Annotated in this window: 13 protein-coding genes and 1 pseudogene; 3 read left to right on the plus strand and 11 right to left on the minus strand. The window is 54.4% G+C overall.

All coding sequences use genetic code 11. The features are described from left to right. The 4 genes and pseudogenes from DES54_RS19375 to guaB form a co-directional block, all read right to left on the minus strand. Positions 1 to 298: pseudogene (locus tag DES54_RS19375) on the minus strand (hypothetical protein); the annotation flags it as partial. After that, positions 295 to 1,086 carry a tyrosine-type recombinase/integrase gene (locus DES54_RS10540; RefSeq protein WP_169050431.1) on the minus strand — a complete coding sequence of 264 codons (792 nt, stop codon included), beginning with the start codon at positions 1,084 to 1,086 and terminating at the stop codon, positions 295 to 297. The pseudogene DES54_RS19375 and the gene DES54_RS10540, both read right to left, overlap by 4 nt. Positions 1,087 to 1,386: 300 nt before the next feature. Further along, the gene (gene guaA / locus DES54_RS10545; protein WP_113867179.1) at positions 1,387 to 2,964 is read right to left on the minus strand and encodes a glutamine-hydrolyzing GMP synthase; all 1,578 of its coding nucleotides are present in this window, start codon (positions 2,962 to 2,964) and stop codon (positions 1,387 to 1,389) included. A 91-nt stretch (positions 2,965 to 3,055) separates the two neighbouring features. Next, positions 3,056 to 4,522, minus strand: coding sequence for an IMP dehydrogenase (gene guaB, locus DES54_RS10550; protein ID WP_147247281.1), 1,467 nt, complete (start codon positions 4,520 to 4,522; stop codon positions 3,056 to 3,058). A 170-nt stretch (positions 4,523 to 4,692) separates the two neighbouring features. On the opposite strand from guaB, the gene xseA reads away from it, so the two are divergent. The 3 genes from xseA (at position 4,693) to DES54_RS18580 (ending at position 7,628) form a co-directional block, all read left to right on the plus strand. Further along, positions 4,693 to 6,078, plus strand: coding sequence for an exodeoxyribonuclease VII large subunit (gene xseA / locus DES54_RS10555; protein WP_113867182.1), 1,386 nt, complete (start codon positions 4,693 to 4,695; stop codon positions 6,076 to 6,078). A gap of 168 nt (positions 6,079 to 6,246) precedes the next feature. Then, a complete protein-coding gene (locus tag DES54_RS10560) occupies positions 6,247 to 7,290 on the plus strand; it encodes a M4 family metallopeptidase (RefSeq protein ID WP_113867183.1) in 1,044 nt (347 codons plus the stop codon). Next, positions 7,287 to 7,628: a protealysin inhibitor emfourin gene (locus DES54_RS18580; RefSeq protein ID WP_169050430.1), complete on the plus strand. Its 342-nt coding sequence runs from the start codon at positions 7,287 to 7,289 to the stop codon at positions 7,626 to 7,628. The genes DES54_RS10560 and DES54_RS18580 overlap by 4 nt, the downstream gene beginning before the upstream one ends. A gap of 6 nt (positions 7,629 to 7,634) precedes the next feature. Here the strand turns inward: DES54_RS18580 and DES54_RS10570 are convergent, their stop codons facing one another. From DES54_RS10570 to ispG, 7 genes are all read right to left on the minus strand, one after another. Further along, the gene (locus tag DES54_RS10570) at positions 7,635 to 7,859 is read right to left on the minus strand and encodes a zinc ribbon domain-containing protein (RefSeq protein WP_113867185.1); all 225 of its coding nucleotides are present in this window, start codon (positions 7,857 to 7,859) and stop codon (positions 7,635 to 7,637) included. 39 nt (positions 7,860 to 7,898) lie between these two features. Then, positions 7,899 to 8,858, minus strand: coding sequence for an AEC family transporter (locus DES54_RS10575; protein WP_113867186.1), 960 nt, complete (start codon positions 8,856 to 8,858; stop codon positions 7,899 to 7,901). Positions 8,859 to 8,934: 76 nt separating this feature from the next. Beyond that, positions 8,935 to 10,425, minus strand: a complete 1,491-nt coding sequence (gene der, locus DES54_RS10580; protein WP_113867188.1) for a ribosome biogenesis GTPase Der — start codon at positions 10,423 to 10,425, stop codon at positions 8,935 to 8,937. 146 nt (positions 10,426 to 10,571) lie between these two features. Further along, positions 10,572 to 11,753 (minus strand): outer membrane protein assembly factor BamB, encoded by a 1,182-nt coding sequence (gene bamB / locus DES54_RS10585; protein ID WP_113867189.1) that lies wholly within the window; start codon positions 11,751 to 11,753, stop codon positions 10,572 to 10,574. 10 nt (positions 11,754 to 11,763) lie between these two features. Next, positions 11,764 to 12,384, minus strand: coding sequence for a YfgM family protein (locus DES54_RS10590; protein WP_113867190.1), 621 nt, complete (start codon positions 12,382 to 12,384; stop codon positions 11,764 to 11,766). Between the two features lie 13 nt (positions 12,385 to 12,397). Further along, entirely contained in the window at positions 12,398 to 13,672 is a 1,275-nt protein-coding gene (gene hisS, locus DES54_RS10595; RefSeq protein ID WP_113867192.1) for a histidine--tRNA ligase, read from the minus strand. A gap of 137 nt (positions 13,673 to 13,809) precedes the next feature. Beyond that, a complete protein-coding gene (gene ispG, locus DES54_RS10600) occupies positions 13,810 to 14,931 on the minus strand; it encodes a flavodoxin-dependent (E)-4-hydroxy-3-methylbut-2-enyl-diphosphate synthase (protein ID WP_113867193.1) in 1,122 nt (373 codons plus the stop codon). Positions 14,932 to 14,952 lie beyond the last annotated feature (21 nt).

Consider the following 14,952-nt stretch of genomic DNA (forward strand, 5'->3'; position numbering starts at 1 on the left):
TGCCCCGGTTTTCAAAAGCCATTTCCAACGCTTTAGTGGTCAGCCTGCTGTCCGGTGAGAACGACATTGCCCAGCCCACCGGTTTTCTGGCGAACGGCTCCAGCGGCAATCCGTTAGCCTGCGCGCGCTGCACCACCAGCACCGTTACCCGATTCAGCGTGGCGTGCGACATGCTGCGATGGCCGTCATAGCGTGACGGCAGTACAAACCTTGAGCCGGAGGCACAGGTATGCAACGCCACAAAAATATCCAGCATTTGCCGGGACAGGTAGACGATATGCGGATTACGTCTTTTCATGCGCTCTTTAGGGATGTCCAGGTGGCGTTCTCGAAATCGATTTCGTTCCAGGTGGCTTCCACTAGTTCACTTTTGCGCACCAGGGTCAGCAGAATCATGCGCAGCGCCAGTCGGATGGTTGGATAAGAAGCAATGGATTCGAGCTGATGGAACGCCAGCCGGATCTCGGTTGGCGACAGCGCCCTTTCCTTCGGTACAAAGGTGGCGATCGATGCGGCCTTGACTTCGTCGGCCGGATTCTCGACCTTTTCGCCATGCAGAATGGCGAAGACATAGACCTGTTTAACGATATCGCGGATATGCACCGCCGTGGCCGGGGCGCCACGGGCTTTCACCTTGTTGCACAGGGCACGCAAATCATCGGGGCTGATTTCGGTGAGTAGGCGGTTGCCGAAGACCAACAGGATATCGCGTTCCATGATGCTTTTGCGCATGGAACGGGTGCTATCGGCCATGCGCGCATCGACCAGCCAGCGAGCGGCCATATCGCCAAAATGTTTGGCGGCCGTCAGCCGGCGCTTCTCGCGCTGTTTTTCATGTGCGGGGGAACGCCCTTCGCTGATAGCGCGCTTGGCGTCGAGCAGCTTTTCACGGGCTAAAGCAAGGGAAATACCGGCGGGGCCATAACGGCCGATGGTGAGGGTTTCGCGGCGTCCGTTAAGACGGTAATCGTAGCGGAAGGTGACGGTACCAGTAGGCGATACCGTCACATACATGCCGTCCCGGTCGGAAACCTTGTACGGCCTGGCTTTGGGCTTAAGATTACGTAATGCGGTGTCGGTAAGCATCGTGATTTAACTCCTGTTCAATGGCGGTTTTTACCGTCAGGGGTCAGGAAGTCTGAAGATGCCTCGAAAGCCGCGTCACGTCTAGCTTTGGGAGGGAATTTTTACCGTCATGACCGAAAAAGAATCAATCATCAACGGCAAGGTCTTAATCCGGGCTTTGGAACTTACCGTCATTTCTACCGCCAGCCTGTGCTGCTGGCCGGCGATAGCTACCGATAGTCACCACTTTCAATTTAATTAAAAATCAAAACGTTATGGCGATTTTTCGATAGTTGGCGATAGTCCCTGAATAACCTCGGATCACTCCCACTCGATCGTCGCCGGCGGCTTACCGGACACGTCGTAAACCACGCGGGAAATGCCGTCTACTCCGTTGATGATGCGGTTGGATACGCGGCCAAGGAATTCATACGGCAAGTGCGCCCAGTGCGCGGTCATAAAGTCGATGGTTTCAACGGCGCGCAGTGCGACGACCCAATCATATTTACGGCCATCGCCCATTACGCCAACGGAACGAACCGGCAGGAAGACGGTGAAAGCCTGGCTGACTTTATTGTACAGTTCGGCTTTGTGCAGTTCTTCAATGAAGATCGCATCGGCACGACGCAGCAGGTCGCAATATTCTTTCTTCACTTCGCCCAACACACGCACGCCCAGCCCTGGGCCAGGGAAGGGATGGCGGTACAGCATGTTGTACGGCAGACCCAGTTCCAGACCGATTTTGCGGACTTCATCCTTGAACAGTTCTTTCAGCGGCTCGACCAGACCCAGCTTCATCTCTTTCGGCAATCCGCCGACATTATGGTGAGATTTGATGACGTGCGCTTTGCCGGTTGCGGAAGCGGCGGATTCGATAACGTCAGGGTAAATAGTACCTTGCGCCAGCCATTTCACTTCGGACTGCTTGCTGGCTTCTTCGTCGAAGACTTCAACAAAAACCCGCCCGATGATTTTACGTTTCGCTTCCGGCTCATCCTCCCCTGCCAGCGCGTTCAGGAAGCGCGCTTCCGCCGGGACATGAACAATGTTCAGGCCGAAGTGGTCGCCAAACATTTCCAGTACCTGATCCGCCTCGTTCAAACGCAGCAAGCCGTTATCCACGAATACGCAGGTCAAGCGTTCGCCAATCGCGCGGTGCAACAGCATCGCGGTTACGGAGGAATCCACACCGCCGGACAAACCGAGGATCACCTGATCATCACCGACCTGCTGACGAATACGCGCTACCGCATCATCAATAATTTTGGCTGGCGTCCACAGCGCTTCACACTCACAGATATCACGTACAAAACGCTCCAACATGCGTTGTCCCTGACGCGTGTGGGTGACTTCCGGGTGAAACTGCACGCCGTAAAAACGTTTTTCTTCGTTAGCCATGATCGCGAACGGACAAGTATCCGTGCTGGCGACGGTCACAAATCCCTCAGGGAGGGCGGTGACTTTATCGCCGTGGCTCATCCATACATCCAGCAGCGGCGCGCCTGCGGCGCTCAATGCATCCTGAATATCACGAACCAGCGCGCTGTCCGTTTTCACCTCCACCTGCGCATAGCCGAACTCGCGTTCGCTGGAGCCTTCCACCTGACCGCCCAGTTGCATCGCCATAGTCTGCATGCCGTAGCAAACGCCTAAAACCGGTACGCCAGACTGGAAAACGTATTCCGGCGCGCGTGGGCTATCAAATTCAGTGGTACTTTCCGGGCCGCCGGAAAGGATAATCCCGTTAGGATTGAATTCACGGATCTGCGCTTCAGTGACGTCCCATGCCCAGAGTTCACAATAAACGCCCAGTTCACGAACGCGTCGTGCGACCAACTGCGTATATTGCGAGCCGAAATCCAGAATGAGAATGCGGTGTTGATGAATGTTTTCTGTCATGAGAGGCGTATTCCAAAATACGAAAAAGCAAAAGTGATTAAACCCGGCAATCTTACCAGGTTTAACGGGTTAAATCAGCCTGCAAATCACCTTATGAACCCATACGGTAGTTCGGTGACTCCTTGGTGATGGTCACGTCGTGAACATGGCTTTCCTGAATACCCGCGCCGCTGATACGCACGAATTCCGCTTTGGTGCGTAGTTCGTCGATAGTGCCGCAGCCGGTCAGCCCCATACAGGAGCGCAGACCGCCCATTTGCTGGTGAACGATCTCTTTCAGGCGGCCTTTATAGGCTACGCGGCCTTCAATGCCTTCCGGCACAAGTTTGTCCGCGGCGTTATCGCTTTGGAAGTAGCGGTCGGAAGATCCTTTGGACATCGCGCCCAGTGAACCCATACCACGGTAAGATTTGAAAGAACGTCCCTGATACAATTCGATTTCACCCGGAGATTCTTCCGTCCCCGCCAGCATCGAACCGACCATGACGCAAGCGGCGCCCGCTGCAATGGCTTTGGCGATGTCGCCGGAGAAACGAATACCGCCATCGGCGATAACCGGAATACCGGTGCCTTCCAATGCTTCAACCGCGTCGGAAATAGCGGTGATCTGAGGAACACCGACACCCGTCACGATGCGGGTGGTGCAAATGGAACCAGGGCCGATGCCGACTTTCACTGCGCTGACGCCAGCCTCCGCCAACGCTCTGGCGCCCGCACCCGTTGCCACGTTGCCGCCGATGATTTCCAGATCAGGGTATTTGGCGCGGGTTTCACGAATACGCTGCAACACGCCTTCGGAGTGGCCGTGGGAAGAGTCAATCAGCAACACATCCACCCCCGCCGCGACCAGCGCATCGATACGCTCTTCATTACCCGCGCCCGCGCCAACCGCCGCGCCGACACGCAGGCGACCGTGCTCGTCTTTACAAGCGTTGGGTTTGCGTTCTGCTTTCTGAAAATCTTTTACGGTAATCATGCCGAGCAGACGGAATTGCTCATCCACCACCAGCGCTTTTTCCACGCGTTTTTCATGCATTTTTTGCAGAACGACTTCACGCGCTTCCGCGTCTTTTACCGTAACCAGACGCGCTTTCGGCGTCATCACGGCGCTGACCGGCAGATCCAGATCGGTCACAAAGCGCACGTCACGACCGGTAATAATCCCTACCAGTTCATTGCCTTCGGCAACAACCGGATAACCGGCGAAACCATTACGTTCGGTCAATTCTTTTACCTGACGCAATGTGGTATTTGGCGTAACGGTTTGTGGATCGACGACCACACCGCTTTCATGTTTTTTTACGCGGCTGACTTCATCCGCCTGACGCTCAATCGACATGTTTTTATGGATAAAGCCCAAGCCCCCTTCCTGAGCCAGCGCAATCGCCAGACCAGACTCGGTTACGGTATCCATCGCAGCCGACAGCATAGGAATATTGAGACGAATTTTTTTCGTCAGTTGGGTGGTTAAATCAGCCGTGTTAGGCAAGACAGTGGAGTGGGCGGGAACAAGGAGAACATCATCAAACGTCAGTGCTTCTTTAGCGATACGTAGCATGGGCAATATCTCACCAAGGTGGGTGTAAGAACAGATAAAATATTGCCGTGGCATTATACAGAGCGTAATCGGTTGCCTCCAGCATTTTTTACTAAAAAGCTTGATTACCTATTACAGCCAGGTAGTATCAATCAATTAAGTCACTGTTTTAAAATTTGATCTAGCTCACAATGTCTCAATTTCCCGCCACTGCTATTTTTACCGTCAGCCGCCTGAATCAGACGGTTAGACAATTGTTGGAAATGGAAATGGGGCAGATCTGGCTTTCCGGCGAAATTTCCAACTTCTCGCAGCCGTCTTCCGGTCATTGGTATTTCACGCTGAAAGATGAGCGCGCCCAGGTGCGTTGCGCCATGTTCCGCAACAGTAACCGCCGGGTCGCCTTTCGTCCGCAAAACGGTCAGCAGGTACTGATACGCGCCGGCATTACGCTGTATGAACCGCGTGGCGATTATCAGTTGCTGGCGGAAAGTATGCAGCCCGCCGGAGATGGTCTGTTGCAACAGCAGTTTGAACAGTTGAAGCAGCGTCTTGCCGCCGAAGGGCTGTTCGATCAGCAGTTCAAACAGGCGCTCCCCTCCCCGGCCAGACAGGTCGGCGTAATCACCTCCGCCAGCGGCGCCGCCTTGCACGATATTTTAAACGTTTTGCAGCGACGCGATCCTTCACTGCCCGTGGTGCTGTATCCCACTGCCGTACAAGGCAATGAAGCGCCGTTACAGATTGTGCGCGCCATTGAACTGGCCAACCTGCGCAACGAGTGTGATGTCCTGATCGTCGGTCGCGGCGGCGGTTCACTGGAAGATTTGTGGAGCTTCAACGATGAGCGTGTCGCGCGGGCGATTTTCGCCAGCCGTATCCCCATCGTCAGTGCGGTGGGTCACGAAACCGATGTAACCATTGCCGATTTCGTCGGCGATCTGCGTGCGCCAACGCCTTCCGCCGCGGCAGAATTGGTCAGCCGTGATCAGCTTGAATTGCTGCGTCAGATACAATCCCAGCGCCAGCGTCTGGAAATGGCGATGGATTACTATCTTGCTCAGCGCCATCAGGTATTCACGCGCTGGCATCATCGCTTGCAGCAACAGCATCCGCAGTTGCGGCTGGCGCGTCAGCAGGCTCTGTTGGTGAAACTCCGCCAGCGACTGGATGATGCCATGCAGCTACAGTTGCGACAGAATATGCGCCGCCACGAACGCATGGAACAATGTTTGTTTCAGCAGCAGCCGTTGCCGACAATTCAGCGGGCGCAGCAGCGTTTACAGCAATTGCGCTATCAGATGCAGAATGCCGTTGAACGTAACCTGAATAAGCAACAACAACGGTTGGGCGTCGCCTGTTCCCGTCTGGACGGCGTCAGCCCGCTGGCAACGTTGTCGCGCGGCTACAACGTCACCACGACGCCGGATGGCAAAATGCTGAAAAACGTCGCCCAAATCTCGCCGGGCGAAACATTGAAAACCCGGTTGCAGGATGGATGGGTAGAAAGTCAGGTCACGGCCCTCGTGCCGCAACCCCCCACCGCGCCCGCCAATAGGCGACGTAACAAGTCTTAATCGCCGTAGGGGATTTGTCCTAAAACTGATGATTGTCCCCGCTATCCGCCTCAACTTCTGAACTATACTGATCTCCAGCCTACTAATTTCTTATAGTGAAAGTAAGAATGCGTGAGTTTTGCTGATCGTCTGCGTTACCCGATGATCGCCTTTTCAAGGAGATAAGGTATGAAGTCCAGACCGATTTATGGCGTGATCCCCCCCTATATCCTGCATCGTATTATCTCTAATGGTTCGGAAGAGCAGCGCCGTTGCGCCCAACAGATGTTGATGCATGTCCAGTCATTGATGGTAAGCCATCATCCCCGGCCACTACCCCATGCACAGCAGCCTGCCGGACAGGTGCATCGTGAAATTTACGACGCTGAAAATCAGCAACAGCTACCCGGCACACCGGTACGCGCAGAAGGGCAAGCCAGTAATGGCGATATCGCCGTTGATGAAGCCCACGACTATCTTGGTGTTACCTACGATTTCTTCTGGCAGATCTTCCAGCGTAATTCGCTTGATGACGAAGGACTAACGCTGGCTGGTACGGTGCATTACGGAAAGGATTATCAGAATGCGTTCTGGAACGGACAACAAATGCTATTCGGTGACGGCGATGGCAAAATATTCAATCGTTTCACCATTGCGATTGATGTGGTCGCCCATGAATTGGCTCACGGCATTATCGAAAATGAAGCGGGACTAATTTATTTCCGCCAATCCGGGGCGTTGAACGAATCCTTGTCCGATGTTTTTGGCATGATGGTAAAACAGTTTCATCTGGGACAAACCACCGAACAGGCAGACTGGATTATCGGGGCTGGCTTGCTGGCCGAGGGTATTCACGGTATGGGTTTGCGCTCCATGTCACATCCCGGGACAGCCTATGATGACCTGCTGTTAGGCGTCGATCCGCAACCTTCCCATATGCATGACTATGTCAACACACGCGAAGATAACGGCGGCGTACACCTGAATGCCGGTATCCCCAATCGCGCCTTCTATCTGGCGGCCACCGCACTGGGCGGCTATTCATGGGAAAAAGCCGGTAGAATCTGGTATGACACCGTGTGCGATGAATCGCTGCCGCAGAATGCGGATTTCGAAATGTTCGCCCGTTATACCATTCGTCATGCCGCTAAACGATTCAATCAAACTGTTGCCGATACCATCCGGCAAGCATGGGAAACGGTGGGTGTGGAGGTGAGGCAGGAGCTTTTATGAAAACGTTGCCGGAGCTTAACGACGATGCGGTCATCGAATTAGCCCGCGAAGGTGGGCTTGCCTGGATCCCCAAGCTGGCGGGCCTGCGCCGTTTCGTACTCGCCAGTGTGCCGATATCCGAGCGAGAGCGAATCTGCCGGGCGATCCTCAACGCGCTGCCGCAGGCCCGTGAACCCGGCGAGACTGATGGCCCTGGACGCGGCGATCAATTTTATTATCGGATTCATATCAGCTATGGCCACCCGCAGCAGCAATACGCCGAAGCCATCCTGTTAATCCCCGAAGACAGCGCGCCGCCGGAACTGACGGAGCTCTGGCGTAACGGCGTGCAGCCATAAGCATGATTAGTCGGCGCGAAGGTAGCTTAACAACACGCGCTTTTTTGAGATCAATCCGTGTTGCCGACACAGATAATCTATCGCGCCGCAGGCCCTCAACACGTCAAGCATGTGCTTACATTCGGGACAACGGGCTTCCTGGCAATAACGTTCCCGGCAGGCGCGGCACTGAAAGGTATCACCGTCTTGCCAGACCAGCGGGTTATTACATTGCGGACACATTGCGTCCATTTCATCTCCTCGCGAATAAGTCTTATGTCACTGCTACGGTTAAATCACGCCCAGCGAACGTAAGCAATACAGGCCGATTGCTGTCACAAAAAATGATCCGACGGTGGTCATCGCGATAACATTCGCCGCCAGCGTCGCATTGCCGCCCATCGCACGCGTCATGGCATAGCTCCCGGCTGCGGTTGGCGTCGCTGAAAACAGGAAAATAACACCAAGCGATACGCCACGAAACCCGACCATCCAACCGCCCAGCGTCAGCAAACCGGGAACCACAAGTAATTTGGCGACAGAAGAAAGCGCCGCAACGTTGGATGTTCGCAGCATGGTGCGGATATCCAGACTGGCCCCCGCGCACAGCAGCGCCAGCGGTAACGCCAAGGCTGATACCAGATGTCCGGTCTGCTTAATCACCTCCGGCATCGGTAGCGTACTGCGTGAATAGAGCAATCCCAACAGCAGGGCGATAATCAACGGATTGGTCACGATACTGACCAGCAGCGCTTTCGTGCTAATCCTCCCTCCCTGCTCGTCGCGCCGCAAACTGCGGGTCAGCGTAATCACCGACAGCACATTAAATAGGATCACCGTTACCGTCAGATAAAGCGATCCTACCGCCACACCTTCACTACCGTAGGCGCTCATCGCAAATGCCAATCCCATGATGCCGGTATTGGAACGAAAACCGCCCTGAACGAAAATCCCCCGCTCTCGCGGATCTTTCACCAGATAGACCGCCACAAACTCCAATAACTGAAAGGTGGCAAGGGTTCCCAACGTACCGTAAATCATCATCGGCAGATGATCGGCCATCGACTGTTGATTCGTCGCGATACTGAAAAAAAGCAGGCAGGGTAAAGCCAGATTGAACACCAGTTTCATTGCCGAATCACAGAACGCGTCATCCAACAGATTCAGCCGACGCATTCCCATACCCAGCAGCAGGAGCAACAGATTGGGCATGGTGACTTGAAATGCAAAACTCCAGGTTTCCCAGGACATGACTTTCCCTTCTGGCTGAACGCGTTCGCTCTCCGACAACACGGGGCGAAGATCATCCTTCGCCCCGCCAAATACATTATTTACTTTTTTTAAGGTGCTGCATCAAACGCTTACGCTTGCGTAACTGGTTTGGCGTCAACGTGTTGCGCTTATCGGCAAAGGGATTCTCGCCTTCTTTGAACTGAATACGGATCGGCGTCCCCATGACATTCAATGTGCGGCGATAGTAATTCATCAGATAGCGCTTGTACGAGTCAGGCAAATCTTTGACCTGATTACCGTGGATCACCACAATAGGCGGGTTATAGCCGCCCGCATGCGCATATTTCAGTTTTACACGGCGACCGCGCACCAACGGCGGCTGATGATCATCCGCCGCCATTTGCATAATGCGGGTCAGCATAGAGGTGCCCACACGACGGGTCGCGCAAGTGTAAGCTTCCAGCACCGATTCGAACAAGTTGCCCACACCGCTGCCGTGCAATGCGGAGATAAAGTGAATACGGGCAAAATCGATGAAGCCAAGGCGCAAATCCAGCATTTCCTTCACTTCGTCACGTACTTCCTGCGACAGTCCGTCCCACTTGTTGACCACAATCACCAGTGAGCGCCCGCTATTGAGGATAAAGCCCAGCAGAGAGAGATCCTGATCGGAGATGCCTTCACGCGCGTCAATCACCAACAGAACCACATTGGCATCTTCAATGGCTTGTAGCGTCTTGATCACGGAGAATTTCTCCACCGTCTCGGTAACTTTGCCGCGCTTACGCACCCCGGCGGTATCGATCAGTATGTATTCACGCTCATCACGCACCATCGGGATGTATATGCTGTCGCGGGTAGTGCCAGGCATGTCGTAAACCACCACCCGGTCTTCACCCAGAATCCGGTTAGTCAGGGTGGATTTACCCACGTTAGGCCGCCCGACTATCGCCAGCTTTATCGGCAGATCTTCCGGGTTGAAGTCGTCGTCCTCCGCGATCTCGCCTTCAGACGCATTTTCCCCCAGTTGCTCCGCCCAGTAAGCCGCGTTCGCTTCTTCCTCGGTTAACTCAACCGGCTCCGTCACCTCATCCTGTACAAACGGCAACAAGACCTTCTCAAGCAGCGAGGTCACGCCACGGCCATGAGAGGCGGCAATCGCATGAATTTCACCCATACCGAGCGAGTAAAAATCCGCCGTCACCGTATCGGGATCAAGCCCATCGGTTTTGTTGGCGACCAAAACCGTGGTCTTTTGACGGCTACGCAGATGCTGGGCAATACCTTCATCCGCCGGCATTAATCCGGCGCGGGCATCCACCATAAACAGGACGATATCCGCTTCTTCAATCGCCACCAGCGATTGACCGGCCATGCGTGTTTCAACGCCGTCCTCCGTACCATCGATACCGCCGGTATCAACGATAATAAATTCATGGCCTTCCACTTCCGCACGGCCATACTTGCGGTCACGAGTCAGCCCTGGGAAATCCGCCACCAATGCATCACGAGTGCGTGTTAAGCGGTTAAACAGCGTGGACTTTCCCACATTCGGACGTCCGACCAGCGCGACGACAGGTATCATTGTTACAACCTCATTACTTATATTTCAATACGTTACAGCGAGAATGCTCGCTAACGATAAAAAGACGAAACGGCCCCTGATACAGTCAGGAGCCGTTTCGGGATCGTCTCCGCCAACGGCAGGGACCCAAACGTGCAGGGCGTTAACTAGCGGGTAAAAGCGTACACTTCTCCATTTTTCGCCTGGATAAGCAGCTTGTCGCTGGCAATGACCGGCTTGCTCAGGAAGCCTGAACCATCCACTTTCTGCTGAGCCACAAAACGCCCGTCAGCCGTATTCAACCAGTGCAGATAGCCTTCCGTATCCCCCACCACCAGGTAGCCGTCGAACAGCACTGGCGCGGTCAGATTACGGTGCAATAAATCGCTCTGACGCCACAGATTGACGCCGCCATTGGTATTCAGCGCCACAATACGGTCATTCTGATCAACCAGATAGATGCGGTCGCCATCGACGATGAAATCCTGCACCGAACCAAGTTCTCGTTTCCACAGAACCTGACCTGAACGCAAATCCAGCGCCGTCATGTTGCCATTATAACCCAACGCGTAGACCACCTCGCCCACCACAACCGGCGTGGTGTCAACATCGTTCAGGCGATCGATTTCCGTCGCGCCGCTTGGCTGGGAAATGCGCTGTTGCCAGATAAGCTGGCCCTGATTAATCATCACCGCATTCACGCGACCGTTATCCCCACCGACAATCGCCGCGCCGAACGCCGTCGTTGGTGCAGATTCGCCGCGCAGGGAAAGCGTCGGCATATCCAGATTGACGGTCCATCTAATCGTGCCATCGGCTTCGTCCAATGCCTGCAACATGCCGTTACTGGTGTGGATCAGCACCACGCCGTCGCTGACGACCGGGCGGGAAATGGCTTCGCCCGCTACAGCGGTCTGCCATACCACCGCGCCATCATCCGCATTCAGCGCATAGACCTGCGCCTGCTCGCTGCCGATATAGACATGGCTGCCGGAAACGGACACGCCGCCGGACAACAGCGCGGGTTTATTGCGGGAGAAAAACCCGGTTTTCTCAGACAGATCAACCCGCCAGATTTCTTTGCCGTCATTTAGATCCAGCGCTTTGACAGTACCCCGGCGATCGGCGGCAAAGACGCGATTATCCTGCCATGCCGGATGAAGATTGGAGTAAAACTCCCCGATACCGCTGCCGACTGAACGGCTCCACACTTTGGTGGGAGTAAATTGATTCTCCACCTTTGGCAGTGGAGACATCGTGACAACATCTTCTTCGCTGTTAAACAGCGAACAACCGCTCAGCAGGGCAACAGAAACCAGTCCTACTAAAAGTGTTTTACGCAATTGCATGGAATTCCTCTTAGCTGGACAGATTGTTCAGTTTCATGGTCAGCAATGCCTTCAATGCCTGCGGAGGGTTAGCAGACAAACCTTTGTTGTACGCGTCGCGCGCCGCCTGATTATCCCCTTTGCCGACCAGCACATCGCCACGGACATCCGCCGCCAGCGCCACCCAGCCATCGAGCTTAATGGCATCCAGCGTTTTCAGCGCCTCGTCCGTTTTCTTCTCTTGCAGTTGGATCCGCGCCAGACGCAGGTTCACCAGTGCAAGCAAGTCGGCATCTTTGGTCTGGGATTGGGCCAACACCAGATGTTGTTCCGCCTTGGCGAAATCTTTCTGATCGACATAATGACGCGCCAGTTCCAGTGAAGCCAGTGCGCCATAACTGTTCTTATTCGCGGTGCTGAACTTCTCAGCCGCCGCTACGCCGTCCGTTTTGCCATCGGCCAATTGTTCGGTGATTTGCTGATATGACGTAGACGCCGCCATTGCGTTGGTGCTCTGGCTATTCTGCCACAAACGCCAGCCAACCAGCGCCCCGACACCGAGCACCACGCCCACCACCAGCGCCTTGCCATTTTCCGCGAGGAAACGGCGTAACGCATCAACCTGTTCATTCTCTGTGGTATAGACTTCCACGGTGTCTTTCTCCTCAATCCAGTAACGTTGCCAGACGCGCGGCGACGTCGGTCTGCGCCAGGGTATCCTGCTCGCCATTGCTCAGGTTTTTGACGACAACCTGACCTGCCGCAACTTCGTTTTCACCTAAAACCAGCGCTACGCGCGCGCCTGATTTGTCGGCTCTGGCGAATTGCTTTTTAAAATTGCCGCCGCCATAGTTGGTCATCAGTTTCAATTGCGGCAACGTATCACGCAGCTTTTCAGCCAGTTGCATGGCGGCCGCCTGCGTGCCTGCGCCGGAAGAAACCAGATAGACATCCACGCCCGGATGCGCCTTAAACTCAGGATTAACCGATTGCACCAGCAGCACCAGACGCTCCAGCCCCATCGCAAACCCCACCGCGGGCGTCGCATGGCCGCCCAACTGCTCAACCATGCCATCATATCGTCCGCCGGCGCAAACCGTTCCCTGCGCCCCCAGACTGGTGGTGACCCATTCAAACACGGTACGGTTGTAATAATCCAGACCGCGAACCAAACGAGGATTAACGGTATATGGGATGCCCGCCTGCGTTAAAAGTTCACCCAACGCGACAAAGTGAGCGCGAGATTCTTCATCCAGATAATCCGTCAGAACCGGCGCATCGTTGAGTAACGTCTGCACCTGCGGATTTTTTGAATCCAGCACACGCAACGGATTGGTGTACATGCGACGCAGACAATCTTCGTCCAGCTTATCTTTATGCTGCTCAAGAAAGGCGATCAGCGCTTCACGGTAAGTCGCTCTGGCTTCCAGCGATCCAATCGAGTTCAGTTCCAGCTTGACGTGCTTGGCGATGCCTAACACTCGCCACCAGCGAGCGGTAAGCAGAATCAGTTCGGCATCAATATCCGGCCCCTGTAGCCCGAAAACTTCACAACCCAACTGATGAAACTGGCGGTAGCGTCCTTTCTGCGGACGTTCGTGGCGGAACATCGGCCCCAGATACCACAAACGCTGTTCCTGATTATAAAGAATACCGTGCTCAATACCGGCGCGAACGCATGACGCGGTATTCTCAGGACGCAACGTCAGGCTGTCGCCGTTGCGATCCTCGAAGGTATACATTTCTTTTTCAACCACATCGGTCACTTCACCGATGGCGCGTTTAAACAGCGAAGTTTGCTCAACAATCGGTGTGCGGATTTCATTGTAGCCGTAGCTGCCGAGCACCTGTTTCAGGCTGGTTTCAATACGCTGCCACAATGCCGTTTCGGCTGGCAGGTAATCGTTCATGCCGCGAATGGCTTGAATATTTTTTGCCACGTCAGTTCTCTATGCGTTTTTCAAAAATAAACCCGATTATAGGAGGATCGGCAACCTATCTTCAATGCAGGCCGATCCTCATCAGGTTAGGAATGATAAATTATGCGAGTGATGGCCTATGTCCGCGCCAACGCCATTTATTTATCGACCAGATTAACGGTGATGCGCTGGCTTTCATCCATCATGGAGGCTTTGGCCCGAATTTTGGCCTCCAGTTGATCAATCATCTGCTCGTTGTCAAAACGCTCTTTCTGGCGAACGCCATCTTCGTAAAAACCGCTCTTATTATGGCCGCCGGTGACGCCAATGGTGGAAACCAGCGCTTCGCCCGGCCCGTTGACCACACAGCCGATGATCGACACATCCATCGGCGTGATGATATCTTCCAGTCGCTGCTCCAGCGCATTGACGGTGCCAATCACATCAAATTCCTGACGGGAACAGGTTGGACAGGCAATAAAGTTTATACCGCGGGAACGAATACGCAGTGATTTTAGAATATCAAAACCAACTTTCACTTCTTCGATGGGATCGGCAGCCAGCGAGATACGCAGCGTGTCGCCAATACCTTCCGACAGCAACAAGCCGAGGCCGATAGCGGATTTGACCGCGCCGCTGCGTGCGCCGCCCGCTTCCGTGATCCCCAGATGCAACGGTTGATCGATACGCGCGGCCAACAGACGATAAGATTCCACCGCCAGAAACACATCCGATGCTTTCACGCTGACTTTGAATTGATCAAAGTTGAGGCGATCCAAAATATCAACATGCCGCATCGCGGATTCAAGCAACGCCTGCGGCGTCGGCTCGCCATACTTTTCCTGCAAATCCTTTTCCAGCGAACCGCCGTTCACACCGATACGGATCGGCATGTTTTTATCCCGCGCGCAATCAACAACAGAACGGATACGCTCTTCATTGCCGATATTACCGGGGTTGATTCGCAGACAGTCAACGCCGTACTCCGCCACCTTCAGGGCGATGCGGTAGTCAAAATGAATATCCGCCACCAGAGGGACATTCACACGCTGCTTGATCAGTTTGAATGCTTCCGCCGCTTCCATGGTTGGCACGGAGACGCGGACAATATCAACGCCAACACGTTCCAGTGACTTGATTTGGCCAACGGTCGCTTCAACATCGGTGGTTCGGGTGTTGGTCATGGATTGCACCGCGATCGGCGCGCCATCACCAATAGGCACCTTGCCGACGTAAATCCGTTTTGATTTGCGACGGGTTATGGGTGCTGCGTTATGCATTACTTCTTCTCCAACATTGCA

The sequence above is a fragment of the Brenneria salicis ATCC 15712 = DSM 30166 genome (genome assembly GCF_003315515.1).
Taxonomy (GTDB): domain Bacteria; phylum Pseudomonadota; class Gammaproteobacteria; order Enterobacterales; family Enterobacteriaceae; genus Brenneria; species Brenneria salicis.

Coding starts and splice junctions, on each gene's coding strand:
- DES54_RS10540 (WP_169050431.1), bottom strand. CDS start 1,086: ATGCTTACCGACACCGCATTACGTAATCTTAAGCCCAAAGCCAGGCCG.
- guaA (WP_113867179.1), bottom strand. CDS start 2,964: ATGACAGAAAACATTCATCAACACCGCATTCTCATTCTGGATTTCGGC.
- guaB (WP_147247281.1), bottom strand. CDS start 4,522: ATGCTACGTATCGCTAAAGAAGCACTGACGTTTGATGATGTTCTCCTT.
- xseA (WP_113867182.1), top strand. CDS start 4,693: ATGTCTCAATTTCCCGCCACTGCTATTTTTACCGTCAGCCGCCTGAAT.
- DES54_RS10560 (WP_113867183.1), top strand. CDS start 6,247: ATGAAGTCCAGACCGATTTATGGCGTGATCCCCCCCTATATCCTGCAT.
- DES54_RS18580 (WP_169050430.1), top strand. CDS start 7,287: ATGAAAACGTTGCCGGAGCTTAACGACGATGCGGTCATCGAATTAGCC.
- DES54_RS10570 (WP_113867185.1), bottom strand. CDS start 7,859: ATGGACGCAATGTGTCCGCAATGTAATAACCCGCTGGTCTGGCAAGAC.
- DES54_RS10575 (WP_113867186.1), bottom strand. CDS start 8,858: ATGTCCTGGGAAACCTGGAGTTTTGCATTTCAAGTCACCATGCCCAAT.
- der (WP_113867188.1), bottom strand. CDS start 10,425: ATGATACCTGTCGTCGCGCTGGTCGGACGTCCGAATGTGGGAAAGTCC.
- bamB (WP_113867189.1), bottom strand. CDS start 11,753: ATGCAATTGCGTAAAACACTTTTAGTAGGACTGGTTTCTGTTGCCCTG.
- ispG (WP_113867193.1), bottom strand. CDS start 14,931: ATGCATAACGCAGCACCCATAACCCGTCGCAAATCAAAACGGATTTAC.